This is a genomic window from Arsenicicoccus dermatophilus (genome assembly GCF_022568795.1).
Lineage (GTDB): Bacteria > Actinomycetota > Actinomycetes > Actinomycetales > Dermatophilaceae > Arsenicicoccus > Arsenicicoccus dermatophilus.
This window is the reverse complement of sequence record NZ_JAKZHU010000001.1, coordinates 1875000-1892185: the sequence shown is the minus strand read 5'-3', so window position 1 is coordinate 1892185 and position 17186 is coordinate 1875000. Positions and strand designations below refer to the sequence as shown.

The 17186-nt window shown below is 73.7% G+C and carries 17 protein-coding genes and 1 pseudogene; 14 read left to right on the top strand and 4 right to left on the bottom strand.

The genetic code is table 11. The features are described 5' to 3' along the window. Positions 1 to 15: 15 nt before the first annotated feature. The 10 genes from MM438_RS08800 (at position 16) to MM438_RS08755 (ending at position 10762) form a co-directional block, all read left to right on the top strand. Positions 16 to 507, top strand: coding sequence for an RNA polymerase sigma factor (locus MM438_RS08800; RefSeq protein ID WP_241452093.1), 492 nt, complete (start codon positions 16 to 18; stop codon positions 505 to 507). Beyond that, positions 504 to 1883: a beta propeller repeat protein gene (locus MM438_RS08795; protein WP_241452092.1), complete on the top strand. Its 1380-nt coding sequence runs from the start codon at positions 504 to 506 to the stop codon at positions 1881 to 1883. The genes MM438_RS08800 and MM438_RS08795 overlap by 4 nt, the downstream gene beginning before the upstream one ends. Positions 1884 to 1938: 55 nt before the next feature. Next, positions 1939 to 3657: an alpha/beta hydrolase gene (locus tag MM438_RS08790; RefSeq protein ID WP_241452091.1), complete on the top strand. Its 1719-nt coding sequence runs from the start codon at positions 1939 to 1941 to the stop codon at positions 3655 to 3657. 70 nt (positions 3658 to 3727) lie between these two features. Further along, positions 3728 to 5236: a polysaccharide deacetylase family protein gene (locus MM438_RS08785; RefSeq protein WP_241452090.1), complete on the top strand. Its 1509-nt coding sequence runs from the start codon at positions 3728 to 3730 to the stop codon at positions 5234 to 5236. Between the two features lie 63 nt (positions 5237 to 5299). Beyond that, complete coding sequence (rpe, locus tag MM438_RS08780) at positions 5300 to 5956, top strand: ribulose-phosphate 3-epimerase (protein ID WP_241452089.1); 657 nt, start codon at positions 5300 to 5302, stop codon at positions 5954 to 5956. Positions 5957 to 6198: 242 nt separating this feature from the next. After that, positions 6199 to 6462: a phosphoribosyl-ATP diphosphatase gene (locus tag MM438_RS08775; protein WP_241452088.1), complete on the top strand. Its 264-nt coding sequence runs from the start codon at positions 6199 to 6201 to the stop codon at positions 6460 to 6462. A 12-nt stretch (positions 6463 to 6474) separates the two neighbouring features. Next, complete coding sequence (gene hisG, locus MM438_RS08770; protein WP_241452087.1) at positions 6475 to 7326, top strand: ATP phosphoribosyltransferase; 852 nt, start codon at positions 6475 to 6477, stop codon at positions 7324 to 7326. Positions 7327 to 7388: 62 nt separating this feature from the next. Next, complete coding sequence (locus MM438_RS08765; protein ID WP_241452086.1) at positions 7389 to 7856, top strand: PH domain-containing protein; 468 nt, start codon at positions 7389 to 7391, stop codon at positions 7854 to 7856. A 62-nt stretch (positions 7857 to 7918) separates the two neighbouring features. Then, positions 7919 to 9130, top strand: a complete 1212-nt coding sequence (gene manA, locus MM438_RS08760) for a mannose-6-phosphate isomerase, class I (protein WP_241452085.1) — start codon at positions 7919 to 7921, stop codon at positions 9128 to 9130. 126 nt (positions 9131 to 9256) lie between these two features. After that, the gene (locus MM438_RS08755; protein ID WP_241452084.1) at positions 9257 to 10762 is read left to right on the top strand and encodes a uracil-xanthine permease family protein; all 1506 of its coding nucleotides are present in this window, start codon (positions 9257 to 9259) and stop codon (positions 10760 to 10762) included. 12 nt (positions 10763 to 10774) lie between these two features. Here the strand turns inward: MM438_RS08755 and MM438_RS08750 are convergent, their stop codons facing one another. The 3 genes from MM438_RS08750 to MM438_RS08745 are packed head-to-tail and all read right to left on the bottom strand — an operon-like array spanning position 10775 to position 12664. After that, a complete protein-coding gene (locus tag MM438_RS08750) occupies positions 10775 to 11947 on the bottom strand; it encodes an FUSC family protein (RefSeq protein ID WP_241452083.1) in 1173 nt (390 codons plus the stop codon). 2 nt (positions 11948 to 11949) lie between these two features. Next, a complete protein-coding gene (locus MM438_RS16315; protein WP_277627946.1) occupies positions 11950 to 12081 on the bottom strand; it encodes a hypothetical protein in 132 nt (43 codons plus the stop codon). Positions 12082 to 12085: 4 nt separating this feature from the next. Then, positions 12086 to 12664, bottom strand: coding sequence for a nucleoside/nucleotide kinase family protein (locus MM438_RS08745; protein ID WP_241452082.1), 579 nt, complete (start codon positions 12662 to 12664; stop codon positions 12086 to 12088). 257 nt (positions 12665 to 12921) lie between these two features. Here MM438_RS08745 and hisF point away from each other — a divergent pair. Continuing rightward, positions 12922 to 13694: pseudogene (hisF, locus tag MM438_RS08740) on the top strand (imidazole glycerol phosphate synthase subunit HisF). A gap of 73 nt (positions 13695 to 13767) precedes the next feature. On the opposite strand, the gene MM438_RS08735 reads toward hisF, so the two are convergent. After that, positions 13768 to 14406, bottom strand: coding sequence for a TIGR03085 family metal-binding protein (locus MM438_RS08735; protein ID WP_241452081.1), 639 nt, complete (start codon positions 14404 to 14406; stop codon positions 13768 to 13770). Between the two features lie 156 nt (positions 14407 to 14562). Between MM438_RS08735 and hisI the strand changes: the two genes are divergently transcribed. From hisI to MM438_RS08720, 3 genes are read left to right on the top strand one after another with little or no spacing between them, the layout of a single operon-like run. Continuing rightward, complete coding sequence (hisI, locus tag MM438_RS08730) at positions 14563 to 14973, top strand: phosphoribosyl-AMP cyclohydrolase (protein WP_241452080.1); 411 nt, start codon at positions 14563 to 14565, stop codon at positions 14971 to 14973. After that, positions 14970 to 16505 (top strand): anthranilate synthase component I, encoded by a 1536-nt coding sequence (locus MM438_RS08725; RefSeq protein WP_241452079.1) that lies wholly within the window; start codon positions 14970 to 14972, stop codon positions 16503 to 16505. The genes hisI and MM438_RS08725 overlap by 4 nt, the downstream gene beginning before the upstream one ends. Beyond that, entirely contained in the window at positions 16502 to 17182 is a 681-nt protein-coding gene (locus tag MM438_RS08720) for a Trp biosynthesis-associated membrane protein (RefSeq protein ID WP_241452078.1), read from the top strand. The genes MM438_RS08725 and MM438_RS08720 overlap by 4 nt, the downstream gene beginning before the upstream one ends. Positions 17183 to 17186 lie beyond the last annotated feature (4 nt).

Below are 17186 nucleotides of genomic sequence, written 5' to 3'. Positions count from 1 at the left end.
ATGGGGGGTAGGACCGTGACGCTCCGCGGCGCCAGCGCGGCCGAGGTCGCGGTGCACGATGCCTACCGGGCGCACTACGGGATGCTCGCCGGCTGGGCGGCGCGGCTGGTGGACGATCCGGACCTGGGGCACGACCTCGCGACCGAGGCCTTCGTGCGGCTGCTGCACCACATCGACTCGGTGTCCGAGCCCCGGGCCTGGCTGTACACCACCACCGGCAACCTGGTCCGTGACCACTGGCGCAAGCGTGGCCGGGAGGCCGAGGCCTACGAGAAGATCCACCACGCCCCCGGGGCTCCGCAGCCGGACGGTGCCTGCGTGCTCACCGTCCGGGACGCCGTCCTGTCGCTGCCCGACCGCCTGCGCATGGTGGTCCTGCTGCACTACTTCGCCGACCTGCCCGTGGCCGTCGTCGCCCAGCAGCTCGGGAAGTCCACCGGTGCCGTCAAGCGTGATCTCTACGACGCCCGCGGCCGCCTGGCCCCTCTCCTGGACGGTGTGCGATGACGCGTGAGCCTGCCGGAAGCACCCCCGACCCCCGCTGCGACGACCCGATCGCGGCGTTCTTCCGCGAGGAGCGCGAGCAGGTTGCCCCGCTGCCGGGCGACGACCTGCGGTGGCGGCGGATCCTGGACGCCGGTCGCCGGGCCCGCCTCGGCCGGTGGAGCCCCTGGGCGGTCGCCGCGTCCACCGCGGCGGCCGTGGCGGTCGCGGTGACCGGCGGCGGGTTCCTGCACCGCGAGCCCCTGGAGACCGCTCGAACCGTCGCGGTCGCAGACCAGGCCCGGGTCGGGCAGCGACCACCCACCGACTTCGTCGTCACCTCGGTGAGCCGTCCTTCGGAGGGCACGACCTATGCCCTCGGTCATGCCGTGTGCTCGGACTCCGGTGCCCGTTGCCCCGTCGTGGCCGTGGGGTCCGAGGGCGGGTCGTGGCAGGTGCGGGCGGTCCTCGCCGGCCGTCCTGCGCCCTCGGCGGCGACGAGTGCCGACCGGTCCGCCGTCACCACCATCACCTTCGCCGACCCCCAGCACGGCTGGGTCTTCGGCGGCGATCTCCTCGGCACCACCGACGGGGGCAGGACGTGGCGATCGCTGGAGCATCCCGACGGGGTGGTGACGGATCTGTCGGTGACGCCCTCGGCGCCCGACCCGCTGGTCGTGGCCTCCCTGGACACCTCCGACGGCTCCGCGTCGCCGGTCGTCCGGCTGCGCCGGAGCGGCCTGGACGGTGCCCGCAGGACCTCCGACGTGGTGGTGCCCCTGGCCGCGAACGGCTCGCCCCTGACCTGGGCGCGGATCGTCCGGCGCGGCGACGAGGTCGTCGTGCTGCCCACTCCGGCAGCGAGCACCTCCGGCGTGGGTGGGGGTGTGATCGACGCCCAGGGACGCTATCGCTCCATCGCCCCCTCGGAGCAGGCCACGGGGTGCGGGCGCCCCACCGTCTGGGCGGCCTCGCCGACCGGGCAGCGGGTGTACGCCCGCTGCGGCCTGCCCGCCGGCGCCCGGCCCAGCGACCAGGTGGCGCTGATGGTCAGTGCCGACGGCGGTCGCACCTGGGACTTCAGTGGGATCCCCACCCCGCCCGCCGGTTCGGTCGCAGGCGAGCGCCGCCAGCTCATGGCTGCTCTCGACGACGGTCTGGTCCTCGTCGCGGCGAGCTCCTCCGGCCGCCTGCAGGTCCTGCGCCAGGCCCCGTCCGGGGTCACCGAGGTGCCCGGGGCGCCACGTTCGGCGAGCGGGTGGCAGGCGCTGCGCGCCGAGGGGTCTGTCCTGACCGCCGTCCCCGCGGACTCCGGAACCTTCCACCTGAGCACCGATCGTGGGCGCACCTGGCACGCGGTCACGGTGGCCGGGAGCAGCCCCTCACGCCCGCGGTCCTGATCGGCCCGCCTCCATCCTGTCCTATCCCTTCGCACAGCAAGGATCGTCCGAACACATGAGCTCCACACCTTCCCTCTCTCCGGCACGCACCCGCCGTCCTGGGCGCGCCATGGCCGTATCGGGCGTCGTGCTCGTCAGCCTCGGGCTGCTCCCGGGCGCCGTGGCCGCGCCTGCGCCCACGGCCGCGCCCACGGACGCACCTGCGGCTCCCTCCCCGCTCGCCAAGGGCCTGCCCTCGCTCTGGCCCGAGGCCGGTGCTCCGATCCCGGCAGTGCCGACCATCTCGTGGAAGCCGTGCGAGGAGGCCAGCCAGCAGAAGCTGGGGCTGCAGTGCGCCACGGCCAAGGTTCCCCTGGACTACGCCCACCCGAGCAAGGCCAGCATCCTGCTCAACCTGGTCCGGCACAAGGCCACGGCCCCGAAGTCCAAGGGTGCGGTCTTCGTCAACCCCGGTGGCCCGGGCAACGCCGCGACCGACAGCATGGGACGGTTCCTGGAGGTGCTGGGCAAGCCGGTCACCTCGCAGTACGACGTGATCGGGATGGATCCCCGCGGCATCGGGGTCGACAGCCTCGCCGCGTGCTGGAGCAGCAAGGAGGCACCGGACAAGCCTGCGGGCTTCCCCGTCACGCAGGCCGAGGCCAAGCAGCAGATCGCGCGCGACACCTTCGAGCGCAAGGCCTGCGACAAGGTCGGGCACCCCATCATCGACCACATGACCACCGGGGACGTCGCGCGGGACATGGACCTGGTGCGACAGGCCGTGGGGGACTCCAAGATGTCCTACTACGGCGTGTCGTACGGCACCGTCCTGGGGGCCACCTACGCAGCGATGTTCCCCACGAAGGTCCGTGGCCTGGTGCTGGACGGCGTGGTCAACCCGGTGGACTGGACCACCGGTCAGGGCGACCAGGGGACGCGGATCCCCAGCAGCATGCGCACCGGGTCCGGGGTCGGGGCGGACGAGTCCTTGAAGGCGGCCTTCGCGGCCTGTGCCGCGGCGGGCAAGTCCCGGTGCCGTCACGGGGCGACCATCGCCAAGGAGTGGGACCAGCTGATCGCCACGCTGTCGAAGGGGCCGGTGACCTCCGGGGGGGCGACATACACCAAGGCCGACACGATCACCTCGGTGATGCCGAGCCTGTATGACGCGGCCGCCATCCCGGCCCTGCTGGACTGGATCCACGACGAGTACCTCGCCGTGGTCAAGAAGTCGGCGCGCAAGGTCAACAAGCCGCGCGTCGAGGGCCTGGTGCCGCCGGGGCTGGGCACCCCGAAGCCGGGGCCCGCGAAGCCGGGGCCGGTGGTCAGCCCGACCACGGGCAACAGCGACGACTCGGTATGGCGGGATACCTTCAAGCAGGCCGGGGTGATCTGCTCCGACGCCGTCAACCCCAAGGACCCGATGGTCTGGCACCAGACGGCGACGGCCGCCGCCAAGACGTCGTGGTTCGCCCCCCTGTGGGTCTGGCAGAGCTCCCTGTGCGCGGGGTGGCCGGGATCGCACGCGGACGCCTACTGGGGTCCCTTCGACGTGAAGCCGGCTCACCCGCTCCTCGTGGTGGGCAACATCCACGACCCCGCCACGCCCTATGCCAACGCCAAGGCGGTAGCGGCGATGTCGCCCGGGGCGCGCCTGCTGACCGTCGACACCTTCGGCCACGCCGCAGGGGACCAGAGCCCGTGCGCGACCAAGGCGATGCAGGACTACCTGCTCACCGGAGCGCTGCCGGCGCCGGGGACGGTCTGCAAGCCCGCCAAGCCGTTGTTCTGATCCCGTCCTCGATCCATCGGTCGGGCCTGAGGTCCTCAGGCCCGAGACCCCTTCGACAGGAGCCTCTTCCATGGTCCGACCCCGTCCTGCAGCACTTCTCGCGGCTGTGGCCCTCTCCCTCGGCGTCGCGGGCATCGCCGGGTGCGACGTGCCGTCCAGGGCGAGCGCTCCTGCCCGGACCACCACGGGCCCGGCGGTGCGCACGACCGTGGCCAGGGGCCCAGGGTCCGCGGACGCGGTGGGGGTCCTCGCCACCACGGCCGGCTGGGAGAGCGGGCCCCGCATCCCCGCGCTCGCGGTTCCGGGGGTCGTATACCACCAGGACTCCAGCGAGAGCACGGACCACCCCTATGCCATGCGGTGGCCGCAGGTCCCGTCGGCGACCGCTCTCAACCAGGCAGTCCAGGCGCGGGTGGACGCGCTGCGCAAGGAGCACCTGGACCTGGAGGACGGTGAGGCGGAGCTGCACGTCAACGGCGCTGTCGTCGCCTGGTCCGCCCAGGTCGTCGCGGTGCGGCTGACCGCCCTGGTCCCGCAGGGGGCCAAGGCGGCGGTCACGCACACGACGACCTATGGCGACCGTGGCGGCTCGTGGGTGGCGTCCTCCCAGGACCTGATCGCCCCGTCGCAGCGCGACACCCTGCTGTCCGTCGTGCGGCGGCAGCTCGCGCTGACCGACGAGCTGAAGGACACCACGGCGCAGGACGCGCTCACCGACATCACCGTGACCCCTCAGGGCGGACTGCGGGTGGTCCTGGACGAGGGAGCCGTGGCCTCGCTGGACCGCGGGATCCTCACGACCGAGATCCCTGCGGCGCAGGCGGCCCCGATGCTGTCCGACCGGGGCCGGGAGGTCGTCGCCGCCGTGCGGACCGCCCCCGCGCCGGTGACGACCACCGCGGCGGACACCACCACCTCGGCACCGGAGCAGCCCTCGAGCCCGGTCGTCCCGGCGCCCGCTGCGAGCGCGGTCGACTGTCGGCAGCTCTCCTGCGTGGCGCTGACCTTCGACGACGGTCCGGGACCGTACACCGCCCAGCTGCTGGACGAGCTGTCGGCCGCGGGGGTCCGAGCCACCTTCTTCGCCCTCGGCCAGAACGTGCAGGCCCAACCCGACGTCGTCCGCCGGGCCGTGTCGATGGGGATGGTTGTCGGCAACCACACGTGGGACCACCGGGACATGCGTCGCCTCGGCGAGCCCCAGCAGAGGCGGGAGATCGAGGACACCGACCGGGTGCTGGGTGCGATCACGGGGGCGCCCGGTCCCACCCTGGTCCGTCCGCCCTACGGCTCCTTCGACGCCACCACCAAGGCCCTCGGTCATCCCCTCGTCCTGTGGGACGTGGACACGGAGGACTGGAAGAACCGGGACGTGGCCGAGACGACGCGGCGGGCGGTCGAGGGCGCTCGGGCAGGGTCGATCGTGCTGATGCACGACATCCATCCCAGCACCGTCAAGGCCGTCCCGGGCATCGTGAAGGCGCTCAAGGAGAAGGGGCTGACCCTCGTCACCGTCCCTGAGCTGATGGGTCCCATGGCTCCCGGTTCCGTGATCTTCCGTCAGGCACGGGGGCACTGACCGGTGGCGGGCATCCCTGTCGGCGTACGGGGCTCGTCGGCCGCACCTCGGTAGGCTGAGGAGGTGCAGATCTCGCCCAGCATCCTGTCCGCCGACTTCGCCAACCTGCAGACCGAGCTCGACCGCATCAGCAGCGCGGACTGGGCACACGTCGATGTGATGGACGGCCACTTCGTGCCCAACCTCACCCTCGGGCTCCCGGTCGTGGAGGCGATCTGCCGGGTCAGCCCGGTGCCCGTCGACTGCCACCTGATGATCGAGGACCCCGACCGCTGGGCCCCCCGCTACGTCGAGGCGGGGGCGCGGTCGGCCACCTTCCACGTGGAGGCGGCGCGCGACCCGCGGGCCCTGGCCCGGGCGCTGCGGGCCGCGGGCGGGCGCGCCGGGATGGCGCTCAAGCCGGCCACCCCGTGGGCGCCCTACGCCGAGCTGCTGCCCGAGCTGGACATGGTGCTCGTGATGACCGTCGAGCCGGGCTTCGGGGGGCAGGCCTTCATGGCCGACCAGCTGCCCAAGGTGCGCCAGGTGCGCGAGGCGGTCCGGCGTCACGGCGGCGAGGTCTGGGTGCAGGTCGACGGCGGGGTTTCGGCCCGCACCATCGAGGAGTGCGCCGAGGCGGGGGCGGACGTCTTCGTGGCGGGTTCCGCGGTCTACGGCGCCGAGGACGCCGCGGCGGCGGTGGGGGAGCTGCGCGATCTCGTGGCGCAGCACCGGCACTGACCGCTGGACCGACCCCACCGATCTGTCACCCTGTGCGGTGGTATGCCTACTGTTGGTTGATATAGGCTTGACGTCCGGATCGTGCCGACCGACGAGGGGGCTCTGTGGGCAAGCGCGAGGAGGACCTGCGCCGCCTGCCGGTGCCGGTGCGCATCCCGAGGCCGGGCGAGGGACGCATCCCGCTGGTCCCGCCTCTCGGACGACGCCGCAACCGCGTGACGGTGAGCCGTAGGGTGTAGCGGATGAAGACCTTCGACCAGCTGTACGCCGAGCTCCTCGACAAGGCGGCCACCCGCCCGGAGGGCTCCGGGACGGTCGCGGAGCTGGACCGCGGGGTCCACTTCATCGGCAAGAAGATCGTCGAGGAGGCCGCCGAGGTGTGGATGGCCGCCGAGCACGAGGGCGACGCCCGGGCCGCCGAGGAGATCAGCCAGCTGCTCTACCACCTACAGGTGCTGATGGTGGCCAAGGGCATCACCCTCGACGACGTCTACGCCCACCTCTGATCCGGAGTCCTGATGCTGCGCGTTGCCATCCCCAACAAGGGGTCCCTGTCCGAGTCCGCGTCCACGATGATGCGCGAGGCCGGCTATGCCCAGCGGCGGGACACCAAGGAGCTCGTGCTCACCGACGCCGACAACGGCGTCGAGTTCTTCTACCTGCGTCCCCGCGACGTCGCCGTGTACGTCGGGGAGGGCACCGTCGACCTGGGCATCACCGGCCGCGACCTGCTCCGGGACTCCGGCTCCACGGCCGAGGAGGTGCTGCAGCTCGGCTTCGGGGGGTCGACCTTCCGGTTCGCCGCACCGGCGGGGACCATGACCTCGGTGCAGGACGTCGCGGGCCGGCGCGTCGCGACGTCGTACGCCGGGCTGGTGCAGTCCCACCTGAGCGAGCTGGGGGTCCAGGCCTCGGTCGTCCGGCTGGACGGTGCCGTCGAGACCGCTGTGACCCTCGGCGTCGCCGACCTGATCGCCGACGTCGTGGAGACCGGGACCACGCTGCGCAACGCCGGGCTCGAGGTCTTCGGCGAGCCGATCCTGCGCTCCGAGGCCGTGCTCGTGCGCCGCTGCCAGGGCGGCACCGCGGACCCCGGCGCCGTCGAGACGATGATTCGTCGGCTGCAGGGGGTCCTGGTGGCGCGGCAGTACGTGCTCGTGGACTACGACTGCCCCGCCGACCTCGTCGACGCCGCCACGGCGATCACCCCCGGCCTGGAGTCGCCCACCGTCTCCCCGCTGCGCGACCCTGCCTGGGTGGCCGTGCGGTCGATGGTCCCGCGCAGGCGCACCAACGCCGTCATGGACGAGCTCTATCGCATCGGCGCGCGCGCCATCCTGGTGACCGACATCGCCGCCTGTCGGCTCTGAACCCGACGGGCCGTGTGCGGCCCCAGGACCGCTGCGCCGCGTGGCGGCCCTAGGATCGAGGGGTGCCGAGCCTCGAGGACCCCGCCCCCTCGCCATACGATCCCTTCGTCCCGCGTGCGGGACGACTGATGGCCCTCGCGGCCGGTGCCGCCGGGCTGCTGCTGTTCTGCGTGCTCGCCGCGCTGGTGCCTGGCGGCCCCCGAGGCTTCGGCGTCATGGACCGGCTGCTGCTCGTCGCGTGCGGCCTGGGCATCGCGCTGCTCCTGGCGCGGTATGCCGCGATCCGCGCCGATCCGAGCGAGGAGGGGCTGCGGGTCCGCAACCTCTTCGCGGCCCGGGACATCCCCTGGAGCGACATCGAGCAGGTGCGCTTCGGGCACGGGGACCCCTGGGTGCGGGTGCTGCTGCACGACACCGAGGAGGTCGCGGTGATGGCCATCCAGCGCGCCGACGGCCTCGGATCCCGGTCCGAGGCAGCGCGACTCGCCGCCCTGGTCCAGGCCCACCAGGGTCGCGGCGACACCCTCTGAACGCCGTTCGCACCTTGGTCAAGTCGCCTCGCGCGCCTCGCGCTCGTGGATAGGGTGACCGCGTGGATCGTCTCGAAGCAGTAGTCCAGCCCTACGACTGGGGCTCCCGCTACGTCATCGCCGAGCTGCAGGGTCGCCAGACCCCCTCCCCGGGCCCCGAGGCGGAGCTCTGGGTGGGCGCGCATCCGGCCGCACCGGCGCTGCTGGAGCGGGAGGAGGGACTCACCACCCTCCACCGGGTGATCACGGCCGACGCACCCGGTGAGCTCGGCCCGCGCTGCCAGGAGCGGTTCGGCGACCGGCTGCCCTTCCTGCTCAAGATCCTCGCCGTCGAGAAGGCCCTGTCCATCCAGGTGCACCCCACCCGCGAGCAGGCCGCCGAGGGCTACGCCCGCGAGGAGGCCGCCGGGATCGCCCTCCGCGACGCCACCCGCAACTACAAGGACGACTGGCCCAAGCCGGAGATCCTGATGGCGCTCACCGCGTTCGAGGCGCTGGCGGGCTTCCGCCCTGCTCAGGAGAGCGCCCGGCTGCTGGCGCTCCTGGAGGTGCCCGAGCTCGACGAGGTCGTGCAGTTGCTGCGCGACGGCGGGCAGGACGGACGGGACGGCCGGTTGGAAGCCCTGACCCGACTCCTCCACTGGCCCGACGCCCAGCGCCAGCAGCTGACCGCCGACGTCGAGTGGCGGTGCGGCGAGCTCGTCGACGGCGAGGGCCTGGACGCCGAGGACCACGCCACCTTCGCCGCCGGGGTCCGGATCGCCCGGCAGTATCCCCGGGACATGGGGCTGGTCTGCGCGCTTCTCCTGCAGCACGTCACCCTGCAGCCGGGTGAAGCGGTCTACCTCGCGGCGGGCGGGCTGCACTGCTACCTGCAGGGGACCGGGGTCGAGCTGCTCGCCAACTCCGACAACGTCGTGCGCGCCGGCCTGACCAGCAAGCACATCGACGTCGACGAGCTGCTGCGCCTCCTCGACCCGGCCGTCGAGGTGCCGCGGCTGCAGCCGGTGCCGGTGGCCCCTGGCGTGATGCGCTACGAGACGCCGGCGCCGGAGTTCGAGCTCGACCGCTGCCTGGTCGACGGCGAGTGCGTGGTCCCCGGCGACGGCGGCCCGCGGCTGCTGCTGTGCCTGGCCGGCGACCTGGTCCTCGTCGACGACGACGGCGAGGAGCTGCACCTGTCCCGCGGGGACACGGCGTATGCCGGCGCGGCCGACGGCGGCTTGCGGCTGTGCGGCCGCGGCGACGTGGTCGTCGGCTCCATGGGCGCCTGACTCCCGGCATACCTGCTGCTCGTCGTCTCGGGGACCCGCTGCACCTGTGGACGGGCGCCGGGGTGGTGGTCCTGGCGTCGCTAGGATGACTCGGGCCGGAGGGACTGGCCGGCGAGGAGCATGCTGATGGCGCTGTGGACGCTGCACAACGACGGGGTTCTGGAGCCAGGGGCGGTGGTCGCTCCGCACGAGCGGCTCAGCTGGGGCAAGACCATCGGTCTGGGCGCCCAGCACGTCGTGGCGATGTTCGGCGCGACCTTCGTCTTCCCGATCCTGATGGGGCTCAACCCGCAGCTCGCGGTGATGATGAGTGGTGTCGCCACCCTGATCTTCCTGGCCGTGGTGCGCGGGCGGGTGCCGAGCTATCTCGGGTCGTCGGCTTCCTTCGTGGGGGTCGCGACCGCGATCTACGCCGCGGGCGGGTCGCCGGCGCACGTGTCCGGCGCGATGCTGTGGTGCGGCGTCGCCCTGCTCGTCGTGGGCCTGATCATCCACCTGGCCGGCGCCTCGGCGATCCACCGCACGCTGCCGCCCGCGGTGACCGGCGCGGTGGTCATGCTGATCGGCTTCAACCTCGCGCCCGTCGTCGCCCGGACCTACTGGCCGCAGGACCAGTGGGTGGCGCTCGTCGTCATGCTCGTGGTGGTGCTGCTCGACGTGGGTGTGCGGGGCTTCCTGTCGCGGATCGCGATCTTCCTGTCGCTCCTGGTCGGCTACCTGCTGTCGTGGGTGCTGGACCGGGTGAGCGGGCCGATCACGAGCTTCCAGCCCGGGGCCGTCTCGCCCAGGAGCCCGACCGGTGTCGTCGAGCACCTGCGCGTCGACTGGTCGGCGGTGTCGGCGGCGCCGTGGTTCGGCTTCCCGCCGCCCACGTCCGGCACGGTCGTCGGCTGGCACCTGCCCCAGCTGTCCTGGACCTACGCGCTGCTCGCGCTGCCCGTGGTCATCGCCCTCGTCGCCGAGAACACCGGGCACGTCAAGGCGGTCGCCGAGATGACCGGTGCCCCGCTCGACCGGGAGATGGGCCGCGCGATCATGGCCGACGGCCTGGGCTCCGTGCTCGCCACGGGGGTCGGCGCCGGTCCCACCACGACCTATGCCGAGAACATCGGTGTCATGGCCGCGACGCGTGTCTACTCCACCGCGGCGTACGTCGTGGCCGCGCTGGTGGCCATCGGGTTCGGCTTCTCCCCGAAGTTCGGCGCCGTCGTCTCCGCGACGCCCGGCGGGGTGCTCGGCGGGATCTGCGTCGTGCTCTACGGCATGATCGGCCTGCTGGGCGCCAAGATCTGGAAGGAGAACGGCGTCGACTTCGGCAACCCGGTCAACCTCGTGCCGGTCGCCGCGGGCATCATCATCGGCATCGGAGACACCTCGCTGCGGATCACCTCGGACTTCACCCTCGGCGGCATCGCCCTGGGCACCGTCGTCACCGTGGTCCTCTACCACCTCGCCCGCGCCGTCGCGCCGAGCGCGCTGCGGGAGCAGGCGGACCGGGCAGGCGGCACCAACCTGGTCCTGGACACCCCCGGCATGTATGTCGACGAGGACTACGTCGACGGCGCCGCGTCCGCCCGGGCCACCGGGGCCCCGCCACGGTCGTCCGCGGCAGGAGCCGACGACGCACGCTGACCGTCCGCGACCTCACTGCGGCAGCGGCGGCGCGGCGTCGTCGCCGAGATCGGTGACGAGCACCTGTCGGATGTGGTGCTGGGCGTCGTCGAAGCTCAGCCCCAGCACCTGCAGCAGGTCCACCACGATGGACCGCAGCTGGGCACGGATCACCTCGGCCGACAGGGTCGCGTCCGGGTCGGGCGTGCGGGTGAGCCGGCCGATCTCGAGCAGCTCGGGCTCCAGGGTGTCCGAGAGGCGGCCGGCGCTGAGGGCGTCGGCCATGTGGTCCACGGCGTCCGCGAGCCGGTCGATGGCGTCCACGTAGGGGTCGGGGACGTGCTCGCCGTTCTGCAGGGCGACGGTGGCCCGGCGGATCAGCACCCGCGCGTTGCGGATGGCCCGGTCCATGGGCTCCATGAGGTTGGCGACCTCCGCGACGGCCGGGCGGTGCTGCCGGTGGAAGGGCGTCACCCGCATCACCTCGAGGCTGTCCGCGGAGAAGCCGCGCAGGGCGGTGAGGTCCTTCTCCGTGGAGCGGGCAGCCCCGAGGGCGTCCTCGCAGGCCTCCAGGTCGTCGTCGCGCAGCGCGGTGGAGGTCTCGTGCAGCAGGTCGCCGAGCGCGTCGAGGATCTTGCTGGCCTGGCTGCGGGGACGTATCAACGAGGAGCTGGGCACGAACGACGCGAACACCAGCGCGACCACGGATCCGAGCAGCGCCTCGAACCACCGTCCGAAGGCCCCGCCGGGTGCCGCCGCGAGCAGGGCGACGATCATGCCCTGGATGCCGGCCTGGTTGGCCATGAGCTGCCCCGCCCCGAGCAGGGTGGCCGTCATCATCCCGACCGCCACGATCAGGAAGACCTGCAGCGGTCCGATGCCGAAGAGGTGCACGAAGCTCTCGCCGACGAAGGCCCCCACCGCCACGCCGATGGTGATCTCCACCGCGCGCCGCAGCCGCTGGCCGTAGGTCATGCCGAGGGCGACGATGGCGGCGACGGGGGCGAACAGCGGCGACCTGATGTGGAAGACGTAGTGCGCCAGGGAGTATGCCGTGGCGGCGCCCACGGAGCACTGGGCGATGAAGAACAGCCGCTGGCGCAGCCGCCGCCCGCTGCGCAGCAGGCCGTGGCGGGTCACGCGGGCGGAGGAGCGACCCACCCGGACGGCGCGGTCACCCCAGTCGGGTCTCAGGTCGCGCTGCATGGTCAGATCTGCTCCTGGGCGGTGCGCACGAGGGTCGCGAGGGTGTCGATCTGCCCGACGGGGGTGCCGGTCGCCCGGCCCGGCACCTGGAGGTCCGGGCCCTGGTCGGTCATGTCCTTCGGTTCGTCGCCCACCTGCTCAGTCTCGCGTATCCACCTGGACGTCGGCGTGATCGTGGACCGGGTCGCCGGCCAGCAGCGCGTCCTCCTGCCGGGCCCACCGCTCCCAGTGCGGGGCATAGCTCTCGCCGTCGCGGTCCAGACCTCGGCGTCGGCGCACCGGCGTGGGGGCCTCGAGCCACGCGAGCGCGCTCAGCCAGGGCCGGATCGGACGGGTGCCCGCACCCACCCCCTCGAGGACGAGCCAGGCCGTGTCGCGGGGGATCTCGACCAGGCCGCCCGGGCGGTCCGCGATCCAGTCCCACCGTCGGTAGCATCCGGCGCGGCCCCGACCGAGCGGCCGCAGCAGGCTCTCGGCGAGCGCCGGTGGGGTCTGGGACAGACCGTCCCAGCCCGGGTAGGCGTCGTCGAGGTGGAGGACGACCGGGTCCGTCCCGTCCGCCCGCAGCCGGTCCGTGACCACGGCGGCGAGGGTCGTCTTGCCGGACCCGCTACGGCCGTCGACGGCGAGGACGGTCACGGCGCCGCACCGGGGCCCGCGCGCACGGGCGAGGGCGAGCAGAGCGGTGACCGCCTCGGTGACGGGCTCGGCAGTCATGGTCGTCAGGCTAGTCGCGCCTCCTGGTCCGTGCCGGTCAGCAGCGCCTGCACGGGGTCCGCCCCCGCGCGGCGCCCACCTGGACGTACGACGTGCGAACGCGTCCTGCGAGCACCTGCCCCACGAAGCTCCCCTGTCCCACGACGGTCCGCCGTCGCCGGGGGCGACCCGCGACGACGCTGGGCGTGACCGGCGCCGCCGGAGGGTGTTCCCGAGACGGTGCCGAGGTCCGGTCGTCGACGACCTAGCATCGGACCATGAGCGTCGCGACCCGTGTCATCCCCTGCCTCGACGTCGACGCCGGCCGCGTCGTCAAGGGGATCAACTTCGACGACCTGCGGGACGCGGGCGACCCGGTCGAGCTCGCTCGCACCTATGACGCGCAGGGGGCGGACGAGCTGACCTTCCTCGACGTGACCGCGAGCAGCGGGGACCGGGCGACGACCTACGACATGGTCAGTCGCTGCGCCGAGCAGGTCTTCATCCCGCTGACCGTCGGCGGGGAGTGCGGACCGTCGACGACGTGGACCGGCTGCTGCGGGCGGGCGCGGACAAGGTGGGCATCAACACCGCCGCCATCGCCCGGCCCGAGGTGATCGCGCAGATCGCCGACCGTTTCGGCGACCAGGTGCTCGTCCTGTCGGCCGACGTCCGGCGGCGGCGCGACGAGCAGGACCGCGCGACGGGCGGGTTCGAGGTGACCACCCACGGCGGGCGGCGGGGCACCGGCCTCGACGCGGTCGAGTGGTGCGCGCGCGCCGCGGACCTGGGAGCCGGGGAGATCCTGCTCAACTCCATGGACGCCGACGGCACCAAGGACGGCTTCGACCTGGAGCTGGTGCGGCTGGTCCGCGAGGCGGTCACGGTCCCCCTGATCGCCAGCGGTGGGGCAGGCCGGCTGGGGCACTTCGCGCCGGCGGTGGACGCCGGGGCCGACGCGGTGCTGGCGGCCAGCGTCTTCCACTACGGCGAGCTGACGATCGGTCAGGTCAAGGCGGCGCTGCGCGAGGCGGGTCACCAGGTCCGCTGAGCGCCCGCGCGGGTGGTGCGACGAGCGGGTATGGCGCAGAAGGGCATCTGGCATACCCGCTCGTCGGCTCAGGTCACAGCCCGAGGGAGGTGGCGCGGTAGGCCGCGTCGGCGGCCGGTGGACCGGTGACCGCCACGTCGGCAGCCTCGCCCCGCCCGGACAGGTGGAGCAGCAGGTCGCCGGGGCGGCCGGTGAGGGTCACCGTGCCCGCGTCGGTGGGGGCGTGCAGCAGCTCCTCGCCGAAGCCCTCGCAGGCCAGCCGCACGCCGACCTTGGCCCGCATCAGGAGCAGCCGACCCATCACGGGCAGCAGCGCCCACAGTGCCCGCTCCAGCTCGGGGGTGACCGGCACCGACGACGCCGGGGTCTGGGCGCGCAGGACGTCCTCGTGGTGGATGTAGTACTCCGCCAGGTCGACCCGCTCGCCGACCGCGGGGATCCGGGTCACGGCATAGGCCGGCGGCCCGAACCGCACCAGGTCCACCAGCTCGGGCCAGGGGCGCGCGGCGTACTCCGCCTGCACCTTGCGGGTCCAGGAGGCGAGCAGGGGCAGGCCGATGCCGGGGACGGCGTCGGGGCGGCGGTCGCGGGTGGCGAGGTGGGCCGCCAGGTCGCGCGTCGTCCACCCCTCGTCGAGGGTGGGCGCGTCGGGCCCGAGCCGGTCGAAGGCGTCGCAGAGGGCCTGGCGCTGGGCGTGGGCGAGTCTCGTCATGCGTCCACTCTCGCACCGCGGGGACCACCCCGGCACGGTGAGCGATCGCGAGCGTCCCCGGGCACCCCCAGGGTCGGGCGTGATCCCCGTGAGCCACGACCACGAGGCGGCGACGGCACGAGACGATCACCGGCCCGGGGCGGGCGACTTGGCACAATGACGTTCGTGCACCCCGACCCGCAGCCCTCCGGCACACGTCCTGACGTCCTCCCGGCCGACCTCGCCGCCCGCCTCAGGCGTGACGACCACGGCCTGGTCGCCGCCGTCGTCCAGCAGCACGACACCGGCGAGGTGCTGATGCTCGGGTGGATGGACGACGAGGCGCTGCGCCGGACCCTGAGCGAGGGACGGGTGACCTTCTGGAGCCGCAGCCGCCAGGAGTACTGGCGCAAGGGCGACACCTCCGGGCACTCCCAGTGGGTGCGCAGCGTGGCCGTGGACTGCGACGGGGACGCGCTGCTGGTCCGCGTCGACCAGGTCGGCGCGGCCTGCCACACCGGGGACCGGACCTGCTTCTTCACCGACCTGGGCGCGGTCCAGGGCACCCGACCGGAGGCCACCGCATGAGCGCACCCACCCCCGACCTGTCCTTCGGCGTCACCTGGCCGGACCTGGCGACCTTCCGCGAGCTCGCCCGGGACCGCCGGGTCGTCCCGGTCGTGCGCCGGCTGCTCGCCGACGCCGAGACCCCGCTGTCGGTCTACCGCAAGCTCGCCCAGGACCGCCCCGGCTCCTTCCTGCTCGAGTCGGCCGAGCACGGCGGCGTGTGGAGCAGGTACTCCATCGTCGGCGCCCGCGCCCTCGCGACCTTGACCGAGCGCGCCGGCGAGGCCCGGTGGCTGGGGGACGTGCCCGCGGGGCTGCCCACCGAGGGGATCCCGGTCGAGGTGCTGCGCGACACCCTCGCCCTCCTCGGCACCGAGCCGCTGGCCGGGCTGCCGCCGCTCACCGGTGGGCTGGTCGGGTTCATCGGCTACGACGCCGTCCGCCGCTGGGAGCGCGTGCCCGACCGGGCGCCCGACGAGCTGCACCTGCCCGAGCTGGCCATGATGCTCGCGACCGACCTGGCGGTCCTCGACCACAGCGACGGCTCGATCCTGCTGGTGGCCGACGCGATCAACGTCGACGGCACCGACGAGCGGGTCGACGAGGCCCACGCCGGGGCCGTCGCCCGCCTGGACCAGATGGCCCGCGACCTGGCGCAGCCCGCGCCCTCCACGGTCGCCGTCGTCGAGCCGGTCCGGCCCGAGGCGACCAGCAACGTCGCCGAGGCGGACTTCCTGGCCATGGTCGAGGCCGGCCAGGAGGCGATCCGCGCCGGGGAGGTCTTCCAGGTCGTCCTGTCCCAGCGGTTCACCGTGCCCTGCCCGGCCGACGCCCTGGACGTCTACCGCGTGCTGCGCGCCTCCAACCCCAGCCCCTACATGTACCTCCTGCGCTGCCCCGACCCCGACGGCGGCAGCTACGACGTGGTCGGCTCCAGCCCCGAGGCGCTGGTCAAGGTCACCGGCCGCCGGGTCATCACCCACCCCATCGCCGGCTCCCGCCCCCGCGGCGCCACCCCGGAGGAGGACGTCCAGCACGAGCAGGACCTGCTCGCCGACCCCAAGGAGCGCTCCGAGCACGTCATGCTCGTCGACCTGTCCCGCAACGACCTCCAACGGGTCTGCGACGCGGGATCCGTCGACACGGTCGAGTTCATGCAGGTGCGCCGCTACAGCCACATCATGCACATCGAGTCCACCGTCGTCGGGACGCTCCGGGACGGGCTCGGGGCGTACGACGCGCTCGCCGCGACCTTCCCCGCCGGCACCCTGTCCGGGGCGCCGAAGCCGCGGGCGCTCGCCCTCATCGACGAGCTCGAGCCCAGCCGGCGCGGGCTGTACGGCGGCGTCGTCGGCTACCTCGACCTGCACGGCGACCTGGACATGGCGATCGCGATCCGCACCGCCCTCGTCCGCGACGGGGTCGCCCACGTCCAGGCCGGCGCCGGGATCGTCGCCGACTCGGTGCCCGAGACCGAGCGCCGCGAGACGGTGACCAAGGCCGCGGCAGCGCTGCGCGCGGTGGCGGCCGCGACCGGGCTGCGGGCACCGTGAGCGACCCGCAGCCCTCCACCCGGCCTGGCGGCCCGGGGCCCCGCGACGACGGCCCCGGGACCGCTTCTCCCGGCGCAGCCGGGCGGCATACGACCCGCTCAGTCCTGCTCCTCACCACCCTCGGCGCGGGCCTGGTGCTCGCGCTGATCACCCAGACCTGGGCCACCGGCAGCTCCCGCGAGGCCCTGGTGGCCGGGTCGGCGGTCAGCGCCACGGGCTCCGCGCTCGTCCCGCTGGCCGGGGCCCTCGGGCTCGCCGCCGCGGCCGCCGCGGTGGTCGCCGTCACCGCCGGCCCGGTCGTGCGCCGCCTCGCCGCCGCCCTCCTGCTGCTCGCCGGGCTCGGCTGCGCCGTCGCGCTGGGGTGGTTCCTGCGCGACCCGGCCGCCCCTCTGGCCGCCGACCTCGCCGCCCGCACCGGCCGCACCTCCCCGCCCCAGGTGAGCGCCCACCCGACCTGGGCGGCCTGGACCGCGCTCGCCGCCACCGCGCCGCTGCTCCTCGCGGGCGTCCTCGCCCTGACGCGGGCGGACCGGACCCGCGGGCTCTCCCGGCGCTACGACGCCCCCACCGCACGGGCGGTGAGCGACGCCACGGGCGCCGCGGCGGCCCGGGAGCTGTCGCTGTGGGATCGTGTGACCCAGGAGCACGACGACGAGCCACCCCCGCACGCGACCTGACACA